The sequence below is a fragment of the Actinoplanes sp. NPDC019969 genome (genome assembly GCF_055562375.1).
On record NZ_JBVHFK010000003.1, the window covers coordinates 171,520 to 197,069 of the forward strand.

Genomic DNA, 25,550 nt, shown 5'->3' on the forward strand with positions numbered 1-25,550 from the left:
GAGGTCACTTGTGGTTGACGCCGTGCATCAGCGCGAGGATCGCCCGGTTGAGCGGCACCGGTACGCCGTGCCGCTCACCCAGGCGCACCACCGCGCCGGTGATCAGCTCGTGCTCGGTGGCCCGCCCGGCGAGCCGGTCGTACAGCATCGACGTCCCGTCGTCTCCGGCGAACCCGTCGTAGATCTCCAGCGTGTGCTCGACATCGGCCTCGGTGAGCCGCGCACCCGCTGCCTTGCCGACCGCGATCGCCTCGTCCAGCAGCGCCTTCGTCAGCTCCCGAACCGCTGGGTCATGCTGAATCACGGACATCCGCTTCATGGTCAGCGACGTCACCGGGTTGGCGCCCACGTTGGTGAGCAGCTTGCGCCACGCCGCCGTCGGGAAGTCGGCGACCCGCTCGACATGCAGCCACGACCCGTCCAGCAGCGCCGCGAAACGCTCCGCCGGATCCGTCGCCGTCGCGTTGGCCCGCACCGCCGACCCGGGGACCGGCGAGTCGAACGTCGCCCGCATCCCGTCGGAGGCCGTCCCCGGCGCGCCCGGCACCGTGATCCGCGCGCCCATCCGGTGCAGCGTGTGCCCCGGCCCCAGCGACTCCGCCGCCACATAGACCAGCGCCGGCAGCACCCGGGTCCCGCGCGGCACCAGCGGCCCGATCCGCTCGGCGTGATCCACACCGTTCTGCAGCACCACGACCGTCGTGTTCGGCCCGATCAACGGCCCGAACCAGGCCGCCGCGCCACCCGCGTCCTGCGCCTTGGTGGCCAGCAGCACCCAGTCGGCCTCGGTCGCCTCGGCCGGGTCGACCAGCACCGGGACGTCCAGCTCGCGCACGCTGCCGGCCCGCTCGACGACCAGCCGCTCCAGCCGCCGCCGCGCGCAGACCACCACGTCGTGCCCGGCATCCACCGCAGCCGCGGCGACGACCGTACCGACCGCGCCGGCTCCGATCACCGCGACGCGGGTCCGTCTTGTGGACATGAACCAGCCTCCCGAAGTAACTGAGAATGTTTTCTCACTTCCCAGTCTCCGGGAGATCTTTTTCGCCTTCGTTACACGGCGGAGAAAGCGGCGCCGATCACATTTCCGGTACGCCGTACGCCGCATCCGTCCCCGCCACCAGCGTGCCGACCGCTCACCCGCCTCGTTGAGCACCGGGAGACGGCGGTGATGTCCGGTGCCGTCCCCACGGGCGGTATCGTCGTCGGGTGCCTTGCTCGACGCACGGCGTCCGCCCGGCCGGCGCGATCCACGCCGATCCGTGCGGAGTATCCCTGTTCGCCGTTGGAGCGGAGGTTTGATGGACACCTACGAACCTGATCCGATCGGGGCTGCCCCGGCAGTCGCCCGCCTGCTGCTGGAGCTTCGCGGCCGGACGAACGTGGACGTCAAGCCCTTCGGGCGGACGCTCCAGGTCCGTCCCAAGGGCGCCAGCCGGATCGCGGTCCACATCCACCCCGGCGGCGTCGACGTCGCCCTCGACCGGGAGAGCGCGGCTGTCTTCCTCGAGTCGGTGGAGGGCTCCTACCTGAAGGACCCCGACGACCCGGCCGGCCTCGTCTCCCTCGACGCCGACTGGATCGACGTCAACTACGACGCCCTGCTCGACGCCGCGGTGAAAGCGGTCGAGACGCAGGCCGCGCCCCGCCAGCCCGCCGCCGCCCGGGCCACGGCCACCCGGACCCCGTCCGCCCGCAAGGCCGCCGCCCCGGCGAAGGTCAAGCCCGCGCCGCGTCCCGAGCCGGCGATCTGCCCCACCTGCCGGCAGTACCAGCTGCTCGCCAGCGGCGAGTGCCCGTCCGGTTACTGCTGAGCGGACGGCTCACGCGCCAGGACGGGGCCGGTCAGGTTGACCATGTTGCCGTCCGGGTCGTGGACGTGCGCTACCCGCTGACCCCACGGCATGTCGTTCGGCGGGCCGAGCAGCCGCCCGCCCGCGGCCTCCACCCGTGGCAGCAGCGCGTCGACGTCGCCGACCTCGATGCTCAACAGCGTCCGCGACGGGCGGGACACGTCCGTCTCGGCGTTGCTGACGATCCCGAACTCGGAGTCGCCCAGCCGCAGGCCGACGAAGAAGAGCGGCCCCTCGGCGGGGTGGCGGTTCGTCTCGACAGCGCCGAGAAGCTGCTGGTAGAAGGCGATCTGACGGTCGATGTGCGGGGTGCTGATGATGGCTTGCACGGTGGGCACGGCGATCCTTTCGGCCGGTCGGCTTTCCCGGTAGACCGGCCGGGCGCCCGGAACTCATCGGGTCTCTAGGATCGCAGGATGTCGGCGGAGGCGGGACAGCGACAGCGGCGCGGGGACGCGCGGCTGCGGCGGGCGGCGCTGCTGGCCGCGGTGGGGGAGTTGCTGGCCGAGCGCGGGACCGGGTTCTCGCTGGCGGAGGCGGCGGAGCTGGCCGGGATCTCGACGGCGACCGCATACCGCAACTTCTCCGACACCGCGAGCGCGGTCGACGCGTTCTTCGGTGAGCTGGCCGTCGAGCTGATGGAGGCCTTCGACCGGTTGCCGGCCGGCGGCGATCCGATCGCGGACATCCGGGCGGTGTGCCGGGAGTGGGTGGCGCGGGCGTCCCGCTGGGGTGCGGCAGCCGTGCACATCCGCTCGCCGCGCGGGGTGCTGGCCCGGCGGGGTGATCCGTTCGTCGGTGGCCTTTACCAGCGCCTGGACCGGTTCGTCGAGGCGGCGATCGGGAGCGGCGCGGCGCCGGCGCAGGACGTGCGGTTCGCGGTCCTGATGTGGCTGACGATCTTCGACGAGCGGGTGGTCGTCGACCTGACCGGCACCCTCGGCTGGACCGTCGAGGACGCCGCCGAGCATCTGACCGGCGCGTTCCTGCGGGTGCTCGGCGTCTGACGGGTCACCACGGCCACCCCGCGCGCAGGATGTCGGCGCTCTCGCCGGGGTGGACGGCGAAGAGGTCGCCGCACGAGTCGTCGAGGACCAGTTGCGGTCCGGCGGTCTCGGCCAGGGCCTGCACCGCCGCGAGGACGGCGGCGGGGTGCGGTTTCCGGAACGCGACGTGATCCACCGGCGTCCCGAGATCGACGAGCTCACCGGCGTGGATGGTGACCTCGCCCAGGTCGAGACCTCCGGCGCATTCGCTGGGCGCCGGGCACTCCGGCAGGTGGGCGGCCGGGTCGGCGTCGCTCAGCCGGAACCAGGCCGTGCCGTGACAGCCCGCCCGCCGGAACGCGGCCAGCACCTCGGCGACGGTGGGCAGCGGGTGCTCGGGTATCGGCCCCGCCGGGAGCCCTCGCGTGTACGACGCCTCGTCGGTGAACTCGCGCATGCCGGTGTGCAGCGCGATCACGTACATCGACCAGCTCATCGCCGCATTGTGCCAACCGTGGGCAACTAGATTGTCTGCCTAACTAGGTAGGCATACCATCTAGTCATGGAGGAGACGCGATGGCCGGGCGACTGGCTCCGGGGGGCACTCGGCATGTGTGTGCTGGGAGTGCTCGCCGACGGGCCGACATATGGCTATGCGATCAGTCAGCGGCTGCAGGAGGCCGGGCTCGGGGTCGTCAAGGGCGGCACCCTCTATCCGCTGCTCGCCCGACTGGAGCAGGAGGGCCTGGTCGCCTCGTCCTGGCGGGCCGGTGAGGCCGGTCCGGGCCGGAAATACTTCGCTCTCACCGACGCCGGGCACGACGAGATGGTCAGCCGGTTCGAGCAGTGGGAGCGGTTCGTGGGAGTCACACGGCAGTTACTCACCACCCGGGAGAGTTCATGATTCCTCAGCACCTGATGGACCCGTGGCGGGACGCGCTGATCGCCGAGCTGCGGTTGCGCGACGTGCCGGGCAGCCGCATCGGCGAGGCGCTCGCCGAGGTGGATTCGTTCTGCGCCGACAGCGGGCAGACGCCGGAGGAGGCGTTCGGTGACCCGGTGGTCTACGCGGCGTCCCTGATCGCCGTGCACGCGCCGGCCGAGCCTGTCCCGCGCCGGTGGGGGTGGCACGCCGTGCGGGGCGCCGCCACTCTGGCCGGCATGTTCGGGGTGATGAACGGGGTGGACGCCGTCGTGCACGGCGACCCGGGCGTGATCACCACCGGCGAGGTCGTCTGTGTCGCCGCCGCTGCCGTGACGATTCCGCTGCTGGCGGCGGTCCTGCTCACTCCGGCGCTGTTCCGGAGGGTGTGGGCCTGGCGAGCCGTCGCCGCGGCCGGGATCCTGGGCGTCATCGTGCCTGGCGTGCTCTGGCGTGATCCGCTGGCGCACCCGCCCGCCTGGGCGCTGCTGCTCGGCGGCCTGCTCCTGCTGGCGGCGGCGTGGTGGCCGGTCGTCTCGCAGCGGATCGTCACCGCCGACCGGATCGTCGATCCCCGCACCGGGGCCGAGCCGTTCCGCACGCCGCGCTGGGTCGTCTTCATGGTCCGCTGGCTGCCACCGCTCACCCTGCTCGTGGCCGTCCTCGTCGCGGCCTTCCTGCCATGACCGGCGACGCCGCGCGGGCCGTGACCGGTGCCGCCGCGCGGGCGGTGACCGGCGATGACGTGCCAGGGAGACGAGCCGTGGGCGGCCCGGGACCGTTCGCGCGGGTCCGGGCCGCCCACGGGCGGCGGTGGTCAGCCGAGGGCCGCGACGGCCGCCAGGATCGTCTCGGTGACCGCGGCGGGCTGGGAGACCGGCAGGGCGTGACCGGCCCCCTCGATCTCGCGCTGGATCCGGCCGGCGGCCCGGTCGGCCATGAACGCCATCGCCTCGGCCGGGATGTTGCGGTCGGCGCTGCCCCAGACGAAGAAGCTCGGCACGGTGCGCCACGCGGGCTCACCCTCGGCCAGGCCCTCGGTCAGCGCGGCCTCGGTGACCGGGCGCTGGGTGACGGCCATCAGCGCGGCGGTGGCCGGGTCGACGTCCGCCGCGAACTGCTGCGCGAACTTGTCCTGGTCGATCGACAGCTCGACGCCGCCGCCGGTCAGGGTGCGCGGGACGACAGCGCCGCCGAGCGTGCTGCCCTCGAACTTGCCGGACAGCTGCAGGGCGCTCTCGCCCGCCTCCGGGGTGAACGCGGCGACGTAGACGAGCGCCTTCACCGCGTCGTTCCCGGCGGCCGCCTGGGTGATGACCTGACCGCCGTAGGAGTGCCCGGCCAGGATCACCGGGGCGTTCAGCGAGGCGACCACATCCCGGACATAGGCGGCGTCGCCGGAGAGGCTGCGCAGCGGGTTCGCCACCGCGAGCGTGCTGACGCCCGCCTCGGCCAGCAGCGTGGCGACACCGTTCCAGCTCGCGGACTCGGCGAACGCGCCGTGCACCAGGACGACGACCGGTTTGGACATGACTACCTCCCGTGGGTGTTTCCGACAGTGCGGGAGGCTACGGCGGCGATGTTGGCTATCAGTGACAAACGAGTGCATCAATCGGTGGCGGGTGGGTTATCGTTGCCCGCAGCCGTGGAGATCAGGAGAGAGACATGGCAGGGGACGACGACATCGCAGGGTGAGGACCCCGCCCCGGCCGCCCGCGTGGTGGCTGCCTTCGTCGTGCCCTGAAACTCCGATCTTGCTGTGGGGTCTCCATGTCCTTTTCCGTTTCCGAGCTGTCGTTCTCGTGGCCCGATGAAACCCCCGTCTTCGACTGCCTGTCATTGACCGTGCCGGAGGGCCGCACCGGGCTGGTCGCCGTCAACGGCGCCGGCAAGTCCACCCTGCTGAAACTGATCGCCGGTGAGCTCACCCCCACCGGCGGGGCGGTCACCGTCCGCGGCACGCTCGGCTACCTGCCGCAGCACCTGCCGCTCACCGCCGATCTGACCGTCGCCGAGGTCCTCGGCATCGCCCCGGTGATCGCCGCCCTGCACGCCATCGAGTCCGGCGACGCCGCCGAGGAGCATTTCGCTGCTGTCGGCAACGACTGGGACGTGGAGGAGCGCAGCCGCGCCGAACTGGACCGGCTCGGTCTCGGCGACGTCACCCTGGACCGCCGGCTCGGCACCCTCAGCGGCGGTCAGGCGATCTCCCTCGGGCTCGCCGCCGAGCTGCTGAAACGCCCGGACGTGCTGCTGCTCGACGAGCCCACCAACAACCTCGACCGGGACGCCCGGGAGCGGCTGATCGGGGTGGTCCGCTCCTGGACCGGCACCCTGCTGGTGGTCAGCCACGACCGGGAGCTGCTGGACGAGATGGACCGGATCGCCGCCCTCGATCCCGGCGGCGACGTGACCTGGTACGGCGGTAACTTCACCGCCTACGAGGAGGCGGTCGCCGCCGAGCGCGGCACCCTGGACCGGCAGCTGCGCAACGCCGAGCAGGACCTCAAACGGCAGAAACGGGAGGCCCAGCAGGCGAAGGAACGGGCCGCCCGCCGCTCGTCGAACGCGACACGCAACCTGGCCAGCGCCGGCCTGTCCCGGCTGCACGCCGGCAACCACAAACGCGGCGCCGAGGTGTCCGCGGCCCGGTCCGCCGACGTGCACGGGGACCGGGTCGGTCAGGCGCAGGCGCGGTACGACCAGGCGAGCTGGGCCGCCAAACAGGACGACCGGATCGTCCTGGACCTGCCCGGCACGCACGTCCCGGCCGGCCGCACCGTCTTCCACGGCGAGCACCTGCAGGCCCGGGACCTGTTCCGGGACGGCGGGCTGGAACTGATCATCCGCGGTCCCGAGCGGATCGCGCTGACCGGCCCGAACGGCGCCGGCAAGTCCACCCTGCTCCGGATGGTCAGCGAAGCGCCGGGTACGGCGTACCTCTCGCAGCGTCTCGACCTGCTCGACGGCGACCGCACGGTCGCTGCGAACCTGGCCGCCTTCGCCCCGAACCTGCCCGACGCGGAGCGGATGAACCTGCTGGCCCGGTTCCTGTTCCGGGGCGCCCGCGCGCACCTGCCGGTGTCGGTGCTCTCCGGCGGCGAGCGGCTGCGCGCCACCCTGGCCTGCATCCTGTTCGCCGAGCCCGCCCCGCACCTGCTCCTGCTGGACGAGCCGACGAACAACCTGGACCTGGTGAGCGTGGGCCAGCTGGAGAGCGCGCTGACCGCCTACCAGGGGGCGTTCGTGGTGGTCAGCCACGACGAGCGGTTCCTCGCCGAGATCGGGGTCACCCGGCGCCTGCATCTGGCGGACGGCGCCCTGACCGCCGTCGGATAGGCGACCGTTCTTTCACCCACAGGGGTGGACGGCCTTTTTGTACGGTTGGCGCCGGCGCAGGATCCGGCGGGCGAAGACACTGCCCCGCCCCGCCGGGTCCTGCGCGCACCGATCATCCGGCCGATCGGTGCCGATCATTGTGCCCCGGCGTCTTTCGGATGGTTCTTGGACACCTGCGTTGACTTCGGCATTCACGAGGCATCCATTGGAGTTCTGACAAATCCAACGGCGGCCGGAGGCTCACCATGTCCGTGGAACTGGATCGTCGACTCGCGGAGTCCGGCACGAAATTCCGGATCTTCCCGCAACCCCGCTTCCTGACCAAGGAAGGCACCAACGAACCGCTCTTCCCCGAGCCCGAGGTCGTGGTGGTGTCCGTCGAACCGGCCGCCATGCAGCCCGGACCCGCCGACGACCGGATGTTCGTGGTCGACGCGATCGGCAAGCAGCCCTACAACAGCTTCTTCCGGCCACCGTTCCGGGGCTCGGCACGGCCACCGGTCCGGCCGGCCGAGAACGGCCATTTCGATCACCTCGATCCGGCGAGCCGGGAATTCAGCGCGGCCACGATGTACGCGACCGTGCGCCGGGTCCTGGACATCTGGGAGGACTACTTCGGGCGTACCATCCAATGGCATTTCGAGTCTGATTTCGCCCGCCTCGAACTGATCCCGTTGATCGAATGGGACAACGCGCAATCCGGTTACGGATTCCTGGAATTCGGGTTCGGCCGCAAGGAGAACGGCACGATCGACCACGAGCGGCCGTTCTGCGAGAACTTCGACGTGCTCGCCCACGAACTCGGCCACAGCATCATCTTCGCCGAGGTGGGGGTGCCGGCCAGCCCGTTCGACGAGGGCATCGACTACGGCGGCATGCACGAGTCGGCCGGCGACCTGGTCGCGATCGTGGCGTCGCTGCACTTCCATTCGCTCGTCGACCAGCTGCTCGACTTCACCAAGGGCAACCTGCTCACCGTCAACGGCCTGGACCGGGTGGGTGAGCTGTCGAACAGCCGGGAGATCCGGGTCGCGCTGAACTCGCGGCGCATGTCCGACGTCGGCGACGAGCCGCACGAGCGGTCGCTGCCGCTGACCGGCGCGATCTTCGACACCATGGTCGAGGTGTTCCAGCAGGACCTGGTCGAACGGAAACTGATCACCGAGGATCTGCGCAACCGGTCCACGCACCTGCCCGGCAACGAGGCCGACCTGCGCCAGATCCAGGAGGACTTCACCGCCGCGTACACCGGCAACGAGGCGGCGTTCAAGGAGTCGCTGCTAATGGCGCGCGACTACCTGGGCCGGCTCCTGGCGGTCACCTACAGCGCCATCTCGGCGGACTTCCTGACCTACCACGGCATCCTGCGGGCGATCCTGGACGCCGACCGGGAGCTGACCGGCGGCGCGAACGCGCAGATCATCCGCGAGTGCTTCGCCTGGCGGGAGATCGCACCGGTGCCGACGTCGATGCTGGTGCGCCAGCACACCATCATGAACTGCGGTTTCACCGCCGGTAAGGGCCCGACGTACACCGACGAGGCCCGCCGCGACTACATGATCCCGGCGCCCCGGGCCAACGGCGCACGCCTCATCGTCCGCTCCTGAAGACCCGGCCGGGTGGGTGCCCGAACGCGCGACGGAACACGTCGATGAACGCGCTCGCGGACGCCCACCCGCACCGGCGCGCCACCACGGTCACCGCCTCGCCGTCGGCGAGCAACAGCAGGGCGTGGTGCAACCTCAGCTGGGTCCGCCACTGCGGGAAGCTCATCCTCAGGTCCGAGCGGAAGAGCCGGCTGAGGGTACGATCCCCGGCCCCGACCTGACGGCCCAGCTGCGCCAGCGTCCGCTCGTCGGACGGGTCCGCGCGCAGGATCGCGCACAGCGCCACCAGTCTCGGGTCGGCCGGCGTGGGCAGGTGCAGCGGCTGCTGCGGCGCCGCCCGGAGCTGGTCGATCAGCACCGCGAACATCCGGTCCCGGACCGCCCGGTCCGCGGCCGGCTCCCGGGTGTACTCCAGGATCAGCTCGCGCAGCAGCGGGCCCACGTTCAGGACCGTCGGGTCCGCGAACACGGCCGGCCCCGGGATCCCGACCAGCCGCAACTCGGCGTGGCCGTGCGCGCGGTGGGCGTGCACCGTGCCGGCCGGGATCCAGATCGCCCGGGTCGGCGGGGCCACCCAGGTGCCCGCGTCGGTCTCCACGGTGAGCACGCCCCGGGCGGCGTGCACGATCTGATGGTCGTCGTGGCGGTGCGGGGTGATGACGGCGCCGGGCGGCAACGGCTGGGCCCGGGTCGGGGCGACGGCGACGTGGCGGATTTCCGGCATCATGCGGCAGGTTATCGGAAGCGCGACACCCCGGGCGGTCCCGAGGATGGGAGGCGTGTCGCTGAGGAGACTGGCCGCGGGCCATGCGTGTGTGGACGTCTACCAGGGGGCGGTGGCTGCCCTGGTGCCGTGGTTCGTGGCGGAGCGCGGGTACTCGTACGCCGCAGTCTCGGGGTTGATGCTCGCCGCGGCGCTCATGTCGTCGGTGACACAGCCGGTCTTCGGTCTGCTCACCGATCGCTTCGCGATGCCGTGGCTGCTGCCCGCCGGCACGATCGTCTCCGGTACGGGCATCGCGCTCAGCGGCGCCGCCGGCTCCTATCCGCTGACCCTCGCGGCGGTGGCGCTCGCCGGGCTCGGCGTGGCCGCGTACCATCCCGAATCGGCCCGGCAGGCCCGGCTGGCGAGCCGTGGCAGCCACACCGGGATGGCCTGGTTCTCCCTCGGCGGCAACCTCGGGTTCGCGGGCGCACCGCTGCTGGTCGCCGTGGTCGCGGACGGCCCGCTGCTGATCGTCCCGGCCCTGGCCGGCGCCGTCCTCAGCCGGCGCGTCTCGTCCGCTCCGCCGGCGCCCGCCCGCGCGGACCGCACCGGGACGTCGCAGCCCCGCTCGTTCGCCGTCCTGGCCGCCGTGATCATCTGCCGTTCGATCGTGTTCACCGGGCTGAGCACGTTTCTCGCCCTCTACGCCGCCGCCCGCGGCGCCGACGGCACGATCGCGCTGTTCCTGCTGTTCCTGGGCGGCGCCGCCGGAACCGTGATCGGTGGCCGCCTCGCCGACCGCTGGAACCGGGTCCTGGTGATCCGCTGGTCCTACCTGCTGACCGCGGCCGCCGTCAGCGGCCTCCTGCTGGCCTCCGGCCCGCTGCTGTACGCCTTCGTCGCGCTCACCTCGGCCGGCCTCTACGTCCCGTTCTCCCTGCAGATCACTCTCGGACAGGACTACCTGCCGTCCCGTGCCGGCACGGCCAGCGGCGTCACCCTCGGCCTCACCGTCAGCGCCGGCGGCCTGGCCGCCCCGCTGCTCGGCGCCCTCGCTGACGCGACCACGCTGCGTACCGCCCTGGTTCCGCTGCTGGCCCTGCCGGTCCTGGCGTGCCTCCTTGCGGGGCAACTTCGCGAACCGGCGGCCCTCCCGGTGGCCGAGGGCTGACCCTGGAGGGGACGCCGACGATCGAGGAGGAACAGCATGACGTACGAGGTCACCGTCAAAGAGGTCGCCGCCCGCCCGGTGGCCGCCCTGACCCTGCGGGCGGGTCTCGCCACCATCGGCGAGGCCATCCAGCACGGGTTCGGCACGGTGATCAGCGCCGTCACCGCGGGCGGCGCCACCCCGGACGGCCCCCCGTTCGTGATCTACCACGCGGTCCTCGACGCCGAGACGGAAGGCGACGTGGAGATCTGCGTGCCGGTCCCGGCCGGCGCCACCCTCCCGGAAGGGCTGGTCCGCTACTACGAGATCCCGGCCGGAAGTGTCGCGTCCACTCTCCACCGTGGCCCGTACCAGGAGATCTCCCCGGCGTACCAGGCGCTGCGGGACTGGTTCGAGGAGCGGGGCGCGGGACCGTACGGCGCGCCCCGCGAGATCTACCTCGACGTGCCGGAGACCGTCGCCCCCACTGACCTGCGCACCGAGGTCCAGTTCCCGATCGGCTAACCCGCGAAGGATTCCCGGCCCACCACCCGCAGCAGTGCCAGGTGGCCGGCGGTCTCGCTGCCCGGTGGGGCGGTCAGCAGCTCCAGCCGCTGGTCCTCCGCCGGGGTGGCCAGGGTCTCGCAGTGGAACTCGATCAGCCCGACCGCCGGGTGCCGCAACCGGATCCGGCTGTGCCGGCGCACCGCCACCTCGTGCCGGTCCCACACCGCGGCGAACTCGGTGCTGGCCCGCAGCCGGGTGACCAGCGCGGCCGCCACCGGATCCGTGCCGCGGCGGGCGACAGCGGCGCGCAGATCGGCCACGTACAGCCGCGCCCAGTAATCGTGTTCCTCCACCGGGTACGCGGCCCGCATCCGCGGGTCGTTGAACCACCGCCACACGATGTTGTGGTCCCGGCCGTGGTCGTGGTCGAACGGCACGCAGATGTCACCGAACAGGGCCTCCGCCAGGGTGTTCTGCGCCAGCAGGTCGCCGAGGTCGCTGACGATCTGGGCGGGCACGCCGGTGAGCTGGTCCAGCAGGTACAGCAGACCGGGCCGGACATGCGTGCCGGCCGGCCGCCCGGCCGGCGGGCGGTGCCCGGCGAGCAGGTACAGGTGGTCGCGTTCGTCGTCGTCGAGCCGCAGCGCCTGGGCCAGCGACCGCAGCAGCTGGGTGGACGGTTGCGGGCCGCGGGCCTGTTCCAGGCGCATCAGGTAGTCGGTGGACATGCCGGCCAGCAGCGCCACCTCCTCCCGGCGCAGCCCGGGCGTGCGCCGCCGCGGCCCGGCCGTCAGCCCGACCTCCTGCGGCCGCAGCCGTTCCCGGCTGCGCCGGACGAAGTCGGCCAGCTCACGTCGATCCATGCCGTCCATCCTGGTGCAGCCGCCGTCGCACATCCAGGGACCGCCGGTCCTAGCCAGAGCCCCGACGGCGTGTGGAGTTCGGCCGCTGTGCGCGCCGCAACTTCACACGCTGCCGGGGGGACCGCCGGTCCTAGGGAGAACGGTCCGCTCCACAACGGGTCCCGGGCGTCGCAGGGTGGGTGCAGCCCTGACGACAATGAGAGGTGGCAGGCGTGGAGGCGATCGTCTTCGAGAGGTTCGGCGGGCCCGAGGTGCTGCACGTGGCCGAGGTCGCGGTGCCGGAGCCCGGACCGGGCCAGATCCGGCTGCGGGTGCGGGCGGCCGGGGTCAACCCGGTCGACTACAAGATCCGGAACGGGTGGCTGGAGCAGGTCTTCCCGACCACGTTCCCGGCGATCCTCGGGTGGGAGGCGTCCGGGGTGGTGGACGCGGTCGGCGCGGACGTCACCGGGCCGGCCGCCGGAGACGAGGTGTTCGGGTTCACCGACACCGGCGGCTACGCGGAGTACGCGCTGGCCACCGTGGTGGCGCGGAAACCGTCCGGGCTCGGCTGGGACGAGGCGGCGGCGCTGCCGGTGGCCGGTGAGACCGCGCAGCGGGTGCTGGACCTGCTCGCCGTGGGCGCGGGCGACACGCTGCTGCTGAACGGGGCGTCCGGCGGGGTCGGCGGGCTGGCCGTGCAGCTCGCGGTGGCGCGCGGGGCGACGGTGATCGGGACGGCCTCGCCTGCCAACCACGAGTACCTGCGCTCGCTGGGGGCGGTGCCGGTGGCGTACGGCGAGGGCCTGGCCGACCGGGTTCGTGCCGTCGCACCGCACGGTGTCGACGCGGTCTTCGACACCGCCGGGCCGAGCGCGCTGCCGGTGTCGGTGGAACTGCGCGGCGGCACCGGCCGGATCGTCACGATCGCCGACGCGGTGGCCGCGCAGGAGCACGGCGTCGCGTTCTCCTCGGCCGGTTCCCGTACCCCGCAGGGCTTGGCGCAGTTGGCTTCTGCCGGTCTGCGGATCGCGGTGGCGCAGACGTTCGCGCTGGCCGACGCCGGAAAGGCGCACGAGCAGGTGGCCACCGGGCACACGCGCGGGAAGATCCTGCTGCACCCGTGAGTGCCGCGGCTGTGGGCGGGAGCGCTCCCGCCCACAGCCGGCGCGAAGATCAGTACCGGGCGGGCGTGGCCTGCCGCTGGGCCTGCTGGCCCACCCAGGCCTGCAGCTCCTCGACCGTCATGATCGGGCCGAGGGCCGAACCCTGGCCGCCGGCGCAGCCGATCTGAACCACCGCGTCGTACAGCTCACGGGAGTCGATGCCCTCGACGACGGTGGTGATGTTCAGCGATTTCGCCAGCTCGACGGTGGACCGGACGACCGCCGCGTCCTGCGGGCTGTCCAGGATCGGGGTGACGAACGCCGGATCGAGCTTGATCTCCTCGACCGGGGTGGACCGCAGCCGGGTCAGCGACGGCGCCGACCTGCCGTAGTGGTCCAGCGACAGCCGTACCCCGAAGTGGCGCAGCTGCCCGAGCGCGGTCGAGGTGCGCCGCGGATCGATCAGCAGCACCTCCTCGGAGATCTCCAGGGTCACCGCGCCGGCCGGCAGCCCCAGCTTGTTGATCAGCGGGCCCAGCTCGTACGGCAGCCGCGCGTCGAGCACGTCAGCGGCGGTGACATCGATCGCCACGCCCATCTCGATGCCCTGCCGCAGCCAGTAGGCGCAGGTGGACAGGGCCGATTCGAGCAGGATCCGGGTCAGCTGCCGGGCCAGGCCGAGACGTACGGCCAGCGGCCGCACCCGCTCCGCGTCGATCACCCCGAGTGTCGGGTGGTGCCAGCGCAGCACAGCCTCCATCGCGATCGGCCGCCCGGTCGCCAGGTCGATCTTCGGCTGGTAGTAGGTGGCGAACTCGGACCTCTCGACCGCGCGGAGCAGGTCCGGGAACACCGACGGGCCGAACTCGTTGCCGAAGTCGGCGCTCCTGCCGTACGTCTCCACCTCGCTGCGGTTCTCCTTGGCCACCCGCAGCGCGTCGACCGCGCACCGGATCAGGTCGGCCGGCCGGTTCGCGTGCATCGGCGCGAGGGCGATGCCGGTGCTCAGCTCGATCTGCACGGCGCCCTCGCCGACCGGCACCGGAGCGGCCAGTTTGCGCAGCAGGGCCCGGGTCTGACCGTCGATGTTGTTGAGTTCGCCGGGCCCGAACATCCGCAGCACGGCCATCTCCACGCCGCCGAGCCGGGCCGGGATCGCGTCCTCCGGCAGGTTCTCCCGGAGCCGGGTGCCGACCGTGTCGATGATCGTGTCGCCGGTGCCGTACCCCAGGATGGCGTTGATGTCCGGCAGGTGGTCCACGGTGATGATGGTGAGCGCCAGCTGGCTCCCGGGGGAGATCTTCGACAGCAGCGCGGGCAGCTCCGCGTCCAGGACCCGGCGGTTGCCGAGGCCGCTGAGAAGGTCGGTGTTCGCCGCCTTCTGGGTACGGGCCAGCTCCCGCGCCTGCTCGAAGGTGAGCGCGGTCCGCCCACCCGCCGCGATCAGGCAGCCGCTGGCCAGGACGATCGAGATCGGGTGCAGCTCCACGAACGTGCCGACGATCAGCACCCCGAGCGCGCACAGCGAGAACAGGATCGGCACGATCAGCGTCGCGAACGCGCGCGCCTCCTCGACCGGGCCCCGGCTGCGGGCCGACCCGGCGAGGGCCATCAGGGTCAGGCCCACCATCCACACGCCGTCGACCCAGTTGCCGTCGGTGTAGGTGTTGTTGGCCAGGCTGAACAGGTACGCGGTGTCGGCGATGGCGAAGAACCCGGCGCCCACGCCGAGCAGCCACCAGGCCGGGTCACGCCGCCACCGGACCATCGCGAGCGCGGCCACCGTGACGACCATCAGCAGCAGGTCGCCGATCGGGTACGACAGGTTGGTCAGCGTGGCGGCGCTGTTGTCGGCGTCGGCCTCGGCCAGCACGTCGGCGAGCGCGAGCGCGGAGAACACCGCGCCGGCGGCCAGCGACGAGACCAGGCCGTCGAGCCACACCGAGGCGGGCAGCCGCTTGCTGCCGGCCCGTGCGAGCAGGATCAGGCCCAGGTAGGCGAGCGGGTACATGCCGACGTAGAACGCGTCGGCCAGGGACGGGACCGGGATCACCGCGGCGTCGGAGAACGCCGCCTGCCAGTAGATGTCGCCGATCGACCAGGACGTGATCGCGAGGGCGATCAGCAGCCACGCGGTCCGGTTGCGCCGCGACAGCAGCGGCCGGGCCAGCGCCAGCAGGCACGTGAGGACCAGCACGACGGGGTAGAAGCCGTTGTCGAGAAGGGCTGGGCGGGTGGCGAGGGGGGCCAGGGTGGTGAGCGCGTAGACGAAGCCGAGCCCGGCCACCACGACACGCGCCTGCCGGAAGAAGCTGCTGGTGAGGAAGCCCTCGTCGCGGTCGACCGGGTCCGCTTGGTCGACGTGGGCCGGGGTGTGCGTCACAATTCTGATCCCGTCGTCAAAATATGCTTAGCGGTCGACCGAGTAATGGTGAGGCGAAAAAATAGGGGGCACTCGAATAGGCGTATTAAGGGGGAACACGCCTCGAAATCGACCGGTCTGGATCTTAGTGCACGGTGAGTGTCCTGTGTGGCCCCACCGTCGCCGAACCGCCGACGGCTTCGACGAAAGGTGTGTCGAAGCCGTTGAAAGACGAGGCGTAAACCGAGGTGTACGCCCCCGCGCTGCCGATGAACACCTGGTCACCGGTGGACAGCCCCCGCGACAGCGGCACGCCGAACAGGATCGTGTCCTGGCTGTCGCAGGTCGGGCCGGTCAGATGACACGGCGCCGGATCGCGGTCCAGGGAGTCCCACACCGGGAAGTGCAGCCGGTTGCCGGTCTCCAGGCTCTCCATCAGGCCGTTGAACGCGCCGACGTCCAGGTGCACCCAGCGGCGCCCGGCCCGTTCGGCGACCCCGATCACCGTCGCGACGAGCGTGCCGGCCTCGGCGACCAGCGCCCGGCCCGGCTCGGCGACGGCGTGCACCGGGTACGGCAGGGCGGCCAGGCCCGCCGCGATCACGTCGCCGTACTCGGCGGCAGGTGGTGGTGGCACGTCGTACCGGGCGGGGAAACCGCCGCCCAGGTCGACCATCTCGAGGTGGATGCCGTCGGCGGCGAGCTTCGCCATGATCTCGCCCGCGACGGCCAGCGGCGCCCGCCACGCGGCCGGGCGCATCATCTGCGAGCCGACGTGGAAGGCGATCCCGTACGGCGGCAGGCCGCGCTCGCGGGCCGTCAGCAGCAGGTCCACGGCGGTCTGCGGATCGACGCCGAACTTGCCCTCGCTGGGCACCTCGCTGTCGATGTCCGGGGCGGCGAGCCGGATGAAAACGGCGGCCCCGGGAGCCAGCGCGGCCAGCTTGTCCAGCTCGGCGACCGAGTCGAAAGCGAACCGCCGCACCCCCGCGGCATAGGTGCGCTCGATCTGCCGGGGCGCCTTCACCGGGTTGCTGAACAGCACCTGACCAGGGTCGACGCCCAGCGGCAGGAGCAGGTCCAGCTCTCGCGCGGAGGCGATCTCGAACCGGCAGCCGAGCCCGTGCAGGGTGCTCAGCACGGGCGGGAAGTCGTTGCACTTCATCGCGTAGTGCAGGGTGACGCCGGGCAGTGCCGCGGTCATCCGCCGATAGCCGGCCGCCACCGCGTCCAGGTCCATCAACAGTCGGGGCGTCTGTTCGTGGCGCACGATGTCTCTCCGTTTCAGCCCGGGCCGGTGGTGCTGCCTTGCCGCGGCCGTGACGCGCCGACGGCGGCCACGGCGGCGAAGCGGGGAGCGGGCGGCGCGATCACCGCGGCGTCGATCCGGCGCCTGCGGGCCGTGGCGCGCCGCTGGGCGGCCTCGTAGCAGACGATCGCGACGATGTAGAAGACGACGTCGGCGAGGATCTTGCCGAGCGCGGAGCCGGTGACGATGCCGCCGGTGAGGAACGGGCCGAGGAGGAGCATGAGCGGGCGTACGGCGAGGGAGTCGACCGCCTCGGCGGGACCGAACTCGGCCGACAGCATCACTGCCGTCCGTGCCGCGCGCCGGCGTCGGCCGGGCGGCCCGACGGCCTGCCGCCGCCACTCCATGACCACCATCACCCCGTAGAACCCGGCGTTCTCCGCGATCGTGCCGGCCAGCGCCGCGGCGGCCCGGCTGTCCCACATCTGGAATGCGGCATAGGCGCCGATGACTGAGCAGATGGTTCCCACCAGCTCGGCGGGCAGGTAGCGGGAACACCATTCCCGCGCCTTGCGCAGCCAATGTCGACCGCGCACGCCGATGGTCGCCACGGAGTCACATTCTCTCTGTCGGGGGGAAACAGCAGCTCACGCGTGCGATCACGGCACATAGAGCCATGGGAATTTATCACGGGCCATTTACGCCTACAAGATTCGGGCCGAGGAATCGCAGCGAGTCCACAGTGAACTGCCGGTCACATTAAGATGATCATGAATAGATTGTTGCGGCGGCGGGGTGGCGATCTTGCCGGGTGCGGGCTTCGCCGGTAGCGTCCGCGGGGAAAGCGCTTACCCGCAGGCGGGGAGCCATGTCGAGGAAAGGTCGGCGGGATGACTGAGCTGCTGGTCGACGGGAACGCTGTCGCCACCTATGTGACCAGCCCCGACGTCGACATCCGGCTCGCCCCGCGGCCCTATCTCCACCCCGTCCGCACCCTCGGCGGAATCGTGGTCACCGACGAGTTCCCGTACGATCACCCCTGGCACCTCGGGGCCTCGGTGACCATGCAGGACGTCGACGGCATCAACATCTGGGGCGGGCGCACCTACGTGCGTGACGAGGGTTACCTCTGGCGCGACGATCACGGCCGGGTCGTGTCCGACGCCCGGACGCCGGCGCCCGGCGGCCTCACCGACAGCCTGCGCTGGTGCGACGCCACCGGCCGCACCCTGCTGCGGGAACAGCGGTCGGTCACGGCCGGTCCCGCACCGCGCGGTTGGGAGCTCTCCTTCCGGTACGAGTTGAGCACCCCCGCCGACTCCCCGGTCGTGATCGGCAGCCCCGCCACCAACGGCAGGAGCGGCGGGGCGGGGTACGGCGGCTTCTTCTGGCGCGCCACCGGCGGCGACGCGGTGGCCTTCACCCCGTCCGGCGCCGAACCGCACGGCTCGGCCGAACCGTGGGTGGCACTGACGGTGGGTGGGGCGTACACCCTGGTCTTCAGCGGTCTCGAAGGGGACGATCGGTGGTTCGCCCGCACCGGCGACTACAACGGGGTGTGCGTCGCCCTGGCCTACGACCACCCCCTGACGATCAAGCCCGGCGCCCCCTACGTCCGGGACATCCGCGTCCTGATCGCCGACGGCGCCCTCACCCCCGCCGACATCTCCTGAGCACCGTTCCCCGAACGGTCGCCCGTGGATCTTGTGCGGCTGGCTCTCATGGCTGTCTCGCGCCCATCGAGACAGCCATGAGAGCCGGCCGAGGTTCTCCGGCTGGTCGTCAGTGCTGTCTCCACCGGCCGGAGGCGGCACTCACCGCCGGCCGCACGGTCCCGCCATCGACCCTGGCAGGACCTGTGTTCCACCGGTCGGCCGGGCCGAGCGACGGTGGGGTCTCGTGCTGAGCCGTCGTCCAGGAGGGTTGTCCGCCGGCGGAGGCGAGCCTGGGCGACGGCTGGTCGTGCGCTGGCGGCCGTCGTTGAGCGCTGTTCAGGGTCTGCGGAAGCCGGGCTGGGCGACGGCTCGCGGTTTGCGTCGGATGCCGGCCGTCGTTGAGGGCTGTTGAGGGTCTGCGGAAACAGGTCTGGGCGACGGCTCGGGGTTGCGTTGACGGGCTGTGGGAACCAGGCCGGGTGTACGGCTGCTTGTCGGCCGGAAGTGGTCAGGTGGCCTGGGCCAGGAAGAAGCCCTGGCCGTCGCGTTCGCCGGGGTGGGGGCTGGCGGACCAGGCGGCACAGTTCGCGCAGGCCGGCCGCCCGGGCGTGCGCGGCTATCTCGTCGGCGGTGTAGTCGAAGCGCGTGAGGGTGATGTCGTAACCGAAGGCCCGGTAGAGCTCGCCGACGTCCCGGGTGCCCTCGCCGTGCTGGTAGCCGACGAGCAGGTAGCCGCCGGGGCGCAGGACACGGGCGGCCTCGGCGAAGATCTGCGGCTGGCCGGTGGGCGGGGTGTGGATCATCGAGTACCACATCAGCACGCCGGTGAACGAAGCGTCCGGGAACGGCAGACCGGTCAGGGACGCGACCGAGAACGTCAGGTCGGGATGATCACGGCGGGCCATCGCGATCATGACGGGGGAGAGGTCGACGCCTTCGGTGTGGCAGGCGCGGGCGGTCAGGTAGCGGCTCATCCGGCCGGCGCCGCAGCCGGCGTCCAGGACCCGCGGATCACCCGTGGCGACGACCGCGGAGGCGAAGGCGTCGACCATCGCGAGGTCGAGCGGCGCTTCGATGCGGGTGTCGGGCATCCGCTCGGCGTACTCCTCGGCGACCGTGTCATAGGCGAGCCGCACCCCACGGAGGTCCACGGGCTCGGCAAGGTACGGCGAGCCGGTGGTGGTAGCCGCGTGGGTGGTCTGTGCCGAACCGGTGTGGGGGACGGTGGGTGGAGGGTTGCTGGGATCGACCGGGTTCGTCACGCGGCGCATCATCGCATGGGGCGGGTCGGTGGGTGGGCAGCCCACCGCCACCAGGCGCAGCCGCAAGCCGCCGATCATGGGCCGGCCGGCTCGGACGTGACCGGGGCGGTGAAGAAGGAGGCGAGCGCGTCGATCAGGTGCTGCGGGGCGCGGTTCAGGGCGTCGTGGCCGGCGCGTGGCACCACCAGCGTTCGGGCGTGCGGCAGGGCGGCGGCCAGGGCCTCGTTGACCGGCTGGTAGTAGGGCGGGCCGGCGGCCCCGCACGCCAGCAGCACCTCGGCGCCGGCGCCGGCCCACTGCTCGGGCGGGCCGTCGTGGCGGTGGATCAGCTGGGACTCGTCCAGGGTGGTGGGCAGCAGCTCGCCCATGGTGCGGCCGATCGACGTGCGCAGGAAGAGACGGCATATGGCGACCTGGACGGCGAGCGGCAGCCGGGACGCGGGCGAGTGGGTGTTGATGCCGGCGGAGGTGAGAGCCATGGCGCGGGCGATGTCGCCGGCGGCTGCGGCCTGCCGGGCGGCGGGGAGCCAGCCGGAGGTGGGGCCGATGCCGTTGACCTGGACCGCGGCGTCGTAGAGGGCGAGCCGCCCGATCGGCAGCCGGCGCGCGGCGGCCCGCAGGGCGATGAAGCCGCCGCCGCTGTGGCCGATCACGTTGCGGGCGCCGGTCCACGTCAGCAGGGTGGCGAGGTCGTCGATGTCCTGCTCGCCGTCGTACGGCTCGGCGCGTGCGGCGGCGTCGGCCCGGCCCCGGCGGTTGTAGAGGTGCACGGTGAAACGGCCGGCAAGCCGGAGGGCGAGCCGCCGGTAGACCTCGATGGTGACGCCGCCGCCGTGCACGACGATGACGCCCGGGCCGATGCCGGTCGAGTGCAGCACGATCTCGGCCCCGTCTGCTGCCGGCACCCGCTGGACGGTCCATTGCTGTTCCACGTCGGCCCCCCTAAAAACTGCGAACGGCGTTTGCGGTTGTGAGTGTAGCGGCATCGACCTGCCGGCCGCCATGTCGCCTCGGCGGCGAGGCGCGCTATGAGAACGTTTCAAGGGGTGCTGCGGAAGGCGGGAGCCAGGATTCTGGGAAAGCGCTTGCCGTTCGGCAGCTGACATGCATAAATCGTTTCAGAACATACGACGGGATGAGGTGCGAGTTCGATGCCGGCTGATCTCGAGGTGCAGGGCCCGCACGGACCCGTCCCGGTGCGGGTGTACGAGCCGGGCACGCCCGCCGAGACCGTCCTCGTCTGGGCGCACGGCGGCGGTTTCCGGCACGGCGACCTCGACATGCCCGAATCCGATCACGTCGCCGCCGAGCTGGCCCGCCGTGCGAACGCCGTGGTCGTGGCCGTGGGTTACCGGCTGGCCGTCGGCGGGGTCCGCTACCCGGTCCCGATCGACGACGTGCACGCCGTCTGGACCTGGGTCACCGGCCGCGCCGACCTGCCGGAGCGGAGGGCGATCGGCGGCGCGAGCGCGGGCGCGGCCCTCGCCCTGTCCACCGCGCTGCGCGTCCGCGACGCCGGGGAGCGGGCTCCCGACCTGCTGCTCCTGGCGTACCCGTTCAGTCATTTCCCGGCACCGACGCTGGGACTGGGCCGGAGCCCGACCGGCATCGAGGACATGGTCCGCAACTACGTGGGCCGGATCAGCGATCTGCCGCCGGACGCGCTGCCCGGCGCGGCCCGCCTCGACGGCCTGCCCCCGGTGCACATCCTGCTGTCCGATAACGACGACCTGCGGCCCTCCGGCGAGCTGCTCGAACGGCAACTGCGCGAGGTGGGGGTGCCGGCCGAGTCGTTCCTGGCGCGCGGCACCACGCACGGCCATCTGAACCGGCCGCACGACAACCCGGCGGCGGACGACGCCTCGCTGGGGTTCTTCGCGGGCGTTTTACGCGTACCCCGCAAAGCTCCTCAATGGCTCCGCCGCGAGGGGGAGAACCGCATCGAGTTCGGCGCCGACTACAACCCGGAGCAGTGGCCGCGCGCGGTGTGGGCCGACGATGTGCGGGCGATGCGGGAGGCCGGGGTCACCATCGTGTCGCTCGGCATCTTCGCCTGGGCGAGGCTGGAACCGGCCGAGGGGCGGTACGACTTCGGCTGGCTCGACGAGATCATCGACCTGCTGCACGCCGCCGGCATCCTGGTCGACCTGGCCACCCCGACCGCGTCACCGCCGCCGTGGCTGACCACGAAGCACCCGGAGATCCTGCCCGTCGACCGGGAGGGCCGCACCGTCTGGCCGGGCGCCCGGCAGCACTGGCGGCCCACCTCGCCGGTGTTCCGCGAGCATGCGCTGCGGCTGGTCCGGGCGATCGCCAACCGGTACGCGAACCATCCCGCGCTCGCCGCCTGGCACGTCAACAACGAGCTGGGCTGCCACAACGCGCACGACTACTCCGACGACGCGGCGCGTGCCTTCCGGCTGTGGCTGCGGGAGAAGTACGCCACCCTGGACGATCTGAACGCCGCCTGGGGCACCGACTTCTGGTCGCAGCGGTACACCGACGGTGATCAGATTCTGCCGCCCCGCTACGCGAACGGACCGGTCAACCCGACCCAGCAGCTGGACTTCCGGCGGTTCTCCTCGGACGCGCTCAAGGACCACTTCCTGGCCGAGCGGCGGATCCTGCGGGAGATCACCCCGGACGTGCCGGTGACCACGAATTTCATGGTCGCCGGGGACATCAACGACATGAACTACCCGGACTGGGCGGCCGAGGTCGACTTCCTCGCCAACGACCACTACACCCGGCCCGGTCCGCAGAGCCGTGACGAGCTGTCGTTCTCGGCCAACCTGTGCGGAAACCTGTCCGGCGGCCGGCCCTGGTTCCTGATGGAACACTCCACCAGCGCCGTCAACTGGCAGCCCGTCAACGCGGCGAAACTCCCCGGCGAACTGGCCCGCGACTCGCTCACCCACGTCGCCCACGGCGCGGACGGCGTCTGCTTCTTCCAGTGGCGGCAGTCCCGGTCGGGGGCCGAGAAATACCATTCGGCGATGCTGCCGCATGCCGGGACCTCCAGCGCGATCTTCCGGGCGGTCACCGACCTCGGCGCGCGGCTGCGGTCGCTGTCGCACATCGCCGGTCTGCGGCGTACGCCGTCGCAGGTCGCCGTGGTCGTCGACTACGAATCGTGGTGGGCCGCCGAGCAGGACTCGCACCCGACCGGCCGGCTGCGTTACCGGCAGGAGGCCCTGGACTGGTACACCGCCCTGCTCGACGCCGGCATCCGCTCCGACGTGGTGCCGGTCGGCGCCGACCTTTCCGGCTACCGCCTGGTCGTCGCGCCGATCCTGCACATGGTCCCGGATCCGCTGCGGCAGCGTCTGGAGGCGTACGTGGCGGGCGGCGGCCACCTGGTCACCACCTACTTCTCCGGGATCGTCGACGAGAACGACCACGCCTGGCTCGGCGGCTACCCGGGCGCGCTGCGTGACCTGCTCGGCATCCGGGCCGAGGAGTTCGCGCCGCTGCTCGACGGCGAGACCGTGGAACTCACCAACGGCGCCACCGGCACCCTCTGGTCGGAACGGCTGGAGGTCACCGACCCGGCGGTCAAGATCCTTGCGGGGTACGCCGGGGGCGGCGGGCCGGCCGTGACCCGCCGCGAGGTGGGGGCGGGCTCGGCGGCGTACGTCTCCACCCGCCTGGGCCCGCAGGGTCTCGCCACCGTCCTGGACGATCTGCTCACGCCCGCCGGAGTGGCCAGCGAACTGCCGCCGGAGCTGCGCGGCACGGTGGAGCTGGCGATCCGCGGCGACGTCCGCTTCCTGATCAACCGCACGCCGCACCCGGTCGGCCTGTCCACGATCCCCGGCGCCCCGCCCAAGATCCCCGGCCGCGGCGTCGTCGTGTGTTGAGTTCGGCCGTCCTGCGCGCCCGAACCCAACACGCTTTCTGGTGTGTTGGGTTCGGCCGTCCTGCGCGCCCGTACTCGACACGCTTTCTGGTGTGTTGGGTTCGGCCGTCCTGCGCGCCTGAACTCAACACGCGCTTTCTGGTGTGTTGAGTTCGGGCGGCATACGCGTCCGAACTCAACACGCGGTCAGGGGTGGTACTCGCGGATCACGTCGGCGCCGTCGCGGGCGGTCTCGGCGAAACCGGCCTTCTCGGCGACCCGGGCGGACCCCGCGTTCGCCGCGTCGTGCCGGATCGCGACCCGCTCGATGCCGGGCAGCGTCAGCGCGACCCGGGTCAGCACGTTCACCGCCGCCGTCATGTGACCGCGGCCGGTGAACGGCGTCCGGATCCAGTAGCCGATCTCCAGCACGTCCGGCCCCATCCGGGTCATCAGCCCGATCGAGCCGATCAGCTCCCCGACGGTCGTGAAGATCGCGTAGTTGAACTGGGTGGCCTCGGCCCACTCGGTCACCGACCGGCCGATGTACTCGCCGGCCTGGGTCAGGTCGTAGGTGTCGGTCGCCCACGGCAGCCACGGCTTGAGCTCGGGCAGCGACTCGCGGACGGCGGCGGTCAGCTCGGCGGCCCATTCCGGTTCCCACCGTTTGAGCACCAGTTCACCGGCATTGATCATTTCGGGCGGTTCCATGATCCTCATTGTGCCGGTCTATATCGCAGGTTAGGGATGGGGATCCCGCCGCAGCCAGATCCGCCGGGGCCGCCGGGACGACAGACTTCTCCCCATGTTGATGCCAGCGCCGTCCGGCAGCCCGTACCACCGCCTCGCCCGCACCCCCGCCCACCGCTGGTGGCGTACCGTCCTGGGGTCGCTCTTCATCGTGATCTGCGGGTTCGTGGTGATGTTCGCCGGCTGGTTCGCCTACACCGGGGCAGCCGAACTCACCGGCCGCCCGGACGGGCCGGACGGCCTGGCCGGTTTCGGCCCGCTGCCCGATCTGGCGGTGGGGTTCCTGTCGATCGCGGTGTTCCTGCCGTTCATCCTGCTGGCCGCGCGGCTGATCCAGGAGCGTCCGGCCGGCACGCTGTCCTCGGTGGCCGGGCGGATCCGGTGGCGCTGGCTGATGCTCTGCCTGCCGGTCGCGGCGGTGACGATCGTGCTGTTCCTGACCCTCGGCACGGCGTTGCTGGCGGTCACCGGGGAGGACGCCGGACTGGGCGATCCGCTCGCCGGCTGGGGCCCGTTCCTGCTGTCCGGCGTCGTGATCCTGCTGGTGGTGCCGGTGCAGGCGGCCGCCGAGGAGTACCTGTGCCGGGGCTGGCTGCTGCAGGGGCTCGGCGCGTGGATCCGCAACCCGTGGGCGCCGATCCTGGTGCAGGCGGCGGTGTTCGCGGCGCTCCACGGCTGGGGTACGCCGTACGGCTTCGCGGATCTCATGGTCTTCGGGGTGGTCGCCGGCTGGGTGACGGTGCGCACCGGCGGCCTGGAGGCGGCGATCGCGCTGCACGTGCTGAACAACGTGCTGAGCTGCCTGGTCGCGGCCGCCTTCGGGCAGCTGGCCATCGACGAGACGGCGGCGGACATGCCGTGGCAGGCGGCGCTCGTCGATCTGCCGGTGCTGATCGGCTTCGCCCTGGTGATCGTGTGGCTGGCCCGCCGCCGGCGGCTCGCCACCGCCACCCCGATCGTGGCCCCCGGCGTCGCGGGCGGTTCGCGCCTCATGGCCGCCGCGCGATGAGCCCGGCTGGTTGTGGTGGCTGTCTCGAGCGGCCGGAGACAGCCACCACGACCAGCCCTGTTGTCGGCACGATGCGGGAAATGAGGTCTAAAAAGGAATAGTCCCGCAATTTCCGGGCGCAACTAAGATCAAACCGGGCAAATACTGAGAAGAACGTCACTATCCCGGGCCGAAAGCTTGGCTTCCGGCCCATCGACGTGGTTACCGTCGGGCCGTCCCGCGACGCGGGCACTGTGGACGGACCGCCGAGTCCTGCCGCCGCCCACAGACTCGATTCCGACGGCAGGAGCGGGGGACCCAATCTTCGCGGCGCTTCCCACAGCGCCTTGGGGTGAAGCCGTGCCCAGCACGGCCGGGACGCCTATCCCGAACCCGACAGCTCACCTCGCAGGCGTGGAGGATCATCC

24 protein-coding genes and 1 riboswitch are annotated in these 25,550 nt (G+C 71.8%); of the genes, 12 read left to right on the plus strand and 12 right to left on the minus strand.

The annotated features are described in order from the left end of the window. Positions 1 to 4: 4 nt before the first annotated feature. A complete protein-coding gene (locus tag ACZ3II_RS10930; RefSeq protein ID WP_465517426.1) occupies positions 5 to 982 on the minus strand; it encodes a 2-dehydropantoate 2-reductase in 978 nt (325 codons plus the stop codon). Positions 983 to 1,301: 319 nt separating this feature from the next. Between ACZ3II_RS10930 and ACZ3II_RS10935 the strand changes: the two genes are divergently transcribed. Continuing rightward, the gene (locus ACZ3II_RS10935) at positions 1,302 to 1,814 is read left to right on the plus strand and encodes a hypothetical protein (RefSeq protein ID WP_465517427.1); all 513 of its coding nucleotides are present in this window, start codon (positions 1,302 to 1,304) and stop codon (positions 1,812 to 1,814) included. Here ACZ3II_RS10935 and ACZ3II_RS10940 read toward each other — a convergent pair. Further along, positions 1,805 to 2,191: a VOC family protein gene (locus ACZ3II_RS10940; RefSeq protein WP_465517428.1), complete on the minus strand. Its 387-nt coding sequence runs from the start codon at positions 2,189 to 2,191 to the stop codon at positions 1,805 to 1,807. The two genes, ACZ3II_RS10935 and ACZ3II_RS10940, sit on opposite strands and share 10 nt — an antisense overlap. 78 nt (positions 2,192 to 2,269) lie before the next feature. Here ACZ3II_RS10940 and ACZ3II_RS10945 point away from each other — a divergent pair, with 78 nt between their 5' ends. Further along, the gene (locus ACZ3II_RS10945; protein ID WP_465517429.1) at positions 2,270 to 2,860 is read left to right on the plus strand and encodes a TetR/AcrR family transcriptional regulator; all 591 of its coding nucleotides are present in this window, start codon (positions 2,270 to 2,272) and stop codon (positions 2,858 to 2,860) included. Between the two features lie 4 nt (positions 2,861 to 2,864). Here ACZ3II_RS10945 and ACZ3II_RS10950 read toward each other — a convergent pair whose 3' ends face one another. Continuing rightward, the gene (locus ACZ3II_RS10950) at positions 2,865 to 3,335 is read right to left on the minus strand and encodes a hypothetical protein (RefSeq protein ID WP_465517430.1); all 471 of its coding nucleotides are present in this window, start codon (positions 3,333 to 3,335) and stop codon (positions 2,865 to 2,867) included. Between the two features lie 66 nt (positions 3,336 to 3,401). On the opposite strand from ACZ3II_RS10950, the gene ACZ3II_RS10955 reads away from it, so the two are divergent. Further along, positions 3,402 to 3,743: a PadR family transcriptional regulator gene (locus ACZ3II_RS10955; RefSeq protein WP_465517431.1), complete on the plus strand. Its 342-nt coding sequence runs from the start codon at positions 3,402 to 3,404 to the stop codon at positions 3,741 to 3,743. After that, a complete protein-coding gene (locus ACZ3II_RS10960; protein WP_465517432.1) occupies positions 3,740 to 4,447 on the plus strand; it encodes a hypothetical protein in 708 nt (235 codons plus the stop codon). The genes ACZ3II_RS10955 and ACZ3II_RS10960 overlap by 4 nt, the downstream gene beginning before the upstream one ends. Positions 4,448 to 4,578: 131 nt before the next feature. Here ACZ3II_RS10960 and ACZ3II_RS10965 read toward each other — a convergent pair whose 3' ends face one another. After that, the gene (locus ACZ3II_RS10965) at positions 4,579 to 5,292 is read right to left on the minus strand and encodes an alpha/beta fold hydrolase (RefSeq protein ID WP_465517433.1); all 714 of its coding nucleotides are present in this window, start codon (positions 5,290 to 5,292) and stop codon (positions 4,579 to 4,581) included. A gap of 239 nt (positions 5,293 to 5,531) precedes the next feature. Between ACZ3II_RS10965 and ACZ3II_RS10970 the strand changes: the two genes are divergently transcribed. Next, positions 5,532 to 7,100 carry an ABC-F family ATP-binding cassette domain-containing protein gene (locus ACZ3II_RS10970; RefSeq protein ID WP_465517434.1) on the plus strand — a complete coding sequence of 523 codons (1,569 nt, stop codon included), beginning with the start codon at positions 5,532 to 5,534 and terminating at the stop codon, positions 7,098 to 7,100. 245 nt (positions 7,101 to 7,345) lie between these two features. Then, positions 7,346 to 8,707, plus strand: a complete 1,362-nt coding sequence (locus ACZ3II_RS10975; RefSeq protein ID WP_465517435.1) for a gluzincin family metallopeptidase — start codon at positions 7,346 to 7,348, stop codon at positions 8,705 to 8,707. Here ACZ3II_RS10975 and ACZ3II_RS10980 read toward each other — a convergent pair. After that, the gene (locus ACZ3II_RS10980) at positions 8,691 to 9,431 is read right to left on the minus strand and encodes a helix-turn-helix domain-containing protein (RefSeq protein WP_465517436.1); all 741 of its coding nucleotides are present in this window, start codon (positions 9,429 to 9,431) and stop codon (positions 8,691 to 8,693) included. The two genes, ACZ3II_RS10975 and ACZ3II_RS10980, sit on opposite strands and share 17 nt — an antisense overlap. Positions 9,432 to 9,486: 55 nt before the next feature. On the opposite strand from ACZ3II_RS10980, the gene ACZ3II_RS10985 reads away from it, so the two are divergent. Both ACZ3II_RS10985 and ACZ3II_RS10990 read left to right on the plus strand, forming a co-directional pair. Next, positions 9,487 to 10,584, plus strand: a complete 1,098-nt coding sequence (locus ACZ3II_RS10985) for an MFS transporter (protein ID WP_465517437.1) — start codon at positions 9,487 to 9,489, stop codon at positions 10,582 to 10,584. Between the two features lie 36 nt (positions 10,585 to 10,620). Continuing rightward, the gene (locus ACZ3II_RS10990; RefSeq protein ID WP_465517438.1) at positions 10,621 to 11,088 is read left to right on the plus strand and encodes a GyrI-like domain-containing protein; all 468 of its coding nucleotides are present in this window, start codon (positions 10,621 to 10,623) and stop codon (positions 11,086 to 11,088) included. On the opposite strand, the gene ACZ3II_RS10995 is transcribed toward ACZ3II_RS10990, so the two are convergent. Next, positions 11,085 to 11,933 (minus strand): helix-turn-helix transcriptional regulator, encoded by an 849-nt coding sequence (locus ACZ3II_RS10995; RefSeq protein WP_465517439.1) that lies wholly within the window; start codon positions 11,931 to 11,933, stop codon positions 11,085 to 11,087. The two genes, ACZ3II_RS10990 and ACZ3II_RS10995, sit on opposite strands and share 4 nt — an antisense overlap. 212 nt (positions 11,934 to 12,145) lie before the next feature. Here ACZ3II_RS10995 and ACZ3II_RS11000 point away from each other — a divergent pair, with 212 nt between their 5' ends. Next, positions 12,146 to 13,039 carry an NADP-dependent oxidoreductase gene (locus ACZ3II_RS11000; protein ID WP_465517440.1) on the plus strand — a complete coding sequence of 298 codons (894 nt, stop codon included), beginning with the start codon at positions 12,146 to 12,148 and terminating at the stop codon, positions 13,037 to 13,039. A gap of 49 nt (positions 13,040 to 13,088) precedes the next feature. On the opposite strand, the gene ACZ3II_RS11005 is transcribed toward ACZ3II_RS11000, so the two are convergent. The 3 genes from ACZ3II_RS11005 to ACZ3II_RS11015 form a co-directional block, all read right to left on the minus strand. Further along, on the minus strand, positions 13,089 to 15,401 hold the full coding sequence (locus ACZ3II_RS11005) for an EAL domain-containing protein (RefSeq protein WP_465517441.1): 2,313 nt from the start codon (positions 15,399 to 15,401) through the stop codon (positions 13,089 to 13,091). 124 nt (positions 15,402 to 15,525) lie between these two features. Beyond that, positions 15,526 to 16,650 carry a type III PLP-dependent enzyme gene (locus ACZ3II_RS11010; RefSeq protein WP_465517442.1) on the minus strand — a complete coding sequence of 375 codons (1,125 nt, stop codon included), beginning with the start codon at positions 16,648 to 16,650 and terminating at the stop codon, positions 15,526 to 15,528. A gap of 14 nt (positions 16,651 to 16,664) precedes the next feature. Next, complete coding sequence (locus tag ACZ3II_RS11015; protein WP_465517443.1) at positions 16,665 to 17,240, minus strand: hypothetical protein; 576 nt, start codon at positions 17,238 to 17,240, stop codon at positions 16,665 to 16,667. 279 nt (positions 17,241 to 17,519) lie between these two features. Between ACZ3II_RS11015 and ACZ3II_RS11020 the strand changes: the two genes are divergently transcribed. Then, positions 17,520 to 18,302 (plus strand): DUF6807 domain-containing protein, encoded by a 783-nt coding sequence (locus ACZ3II_RS11020; protein ID WP_465517444.1) that lies wholly within the window; start codon positions 17,520 to 17,522, stop codon positions 18,300 to 18,302. Here ACZ3II_RS11020 and ACZ3II_RS11025 read toward each other — a convergent pair. Then, on the minus strand, positions 18,239 to 19,612 hold the full coding sequence (locus ACZ3II_RS11025) for a class I SAM-dependent DNA methyltransferase (protein WP_465517445.1): 1,374 nt from the start codon (positions 19,610 to 19,612) through the stop codon (positions 18,239 to 18,241). The two genes, ACZ3II_RS11020 and ACZ3II_RS11025, sit on opposite strands and share 64 nt — an antisense overlap. Positions 19,613 to 19,620: 8 nt before the next feature. After that, complete coding sequence (locus tag ACZ3II_RS11030) at positions 19,621 to 20,478, minus strand: alpha/beta fold hydrolase (RefSeq protein WP_465517446.1); 858 nt, start codon at positions 20,476 to 20,478, stop codon at positions 19,621 to 19,623. A gap of 219 nt (positions 20,479 to 20,697) precedes the next feature. On the opposite strand from ACZ3II_RS11030, the gene ACZ3II_RS11035 reads away from it, so the two are divergent. Next, positions 20,698 to 23,406 carry a beta-galactosidase gene (locus ACZ3II_RS11035; RefSeq protein WP_465517447.1) on the plus strand — a complete coding sequence of 903 codons (2,709 nt, stop codon included), beginning with the start codon at positions 20,698 to 20,700 and terminating at the stop codon, positions 23,404 to 23,406. A gap of 185 nt (positions 23,407 to 23,591) precedes the next feature. Here ACZ3II_RS11035 and ACZ3II_RS11040 read toward each other — a convergent pair whose 3' ends face one another. Next, positions 23,592 to 24,095, minus strand: coding sequence for a GNAT family N-acetyltransferase (locus tag ACZ3II_RS11040; protein ID WP_465517448.1), 504 nt, complete (start codon positions 24,093 to 24,095; stop codon positions 23,592 to 23,594). 94 nt (positions 24,096 to 24,189) lie between these two features. Here ACZ3II_RS11040 and ACZ3II_RS11045 point away from each other — a divergent pair, with 94 nt between their 5' ends. After that, positions 24,190 to 25,143: a lysostaphin resistance A-like protein gene (locus ACZ3II_RS11045; RefSeq protein WP_465517449.1), complete on the plus strand. Its 954-nt coding sequence runs from the start codon at positions 24,190 to 24,192 to the stop codon at positions 25,141 to 25,143. 261 nt (positions 25,144 to 25,404) lie between these two features. Further along, positions 25,405 to 25,547, plus strand: a riboswitch (cyclic di-AMP (ydaO/yuaA leader). The last annotated feature ends 3 nt before the right edge of the window (positions 25,548 to 25,550 follow it).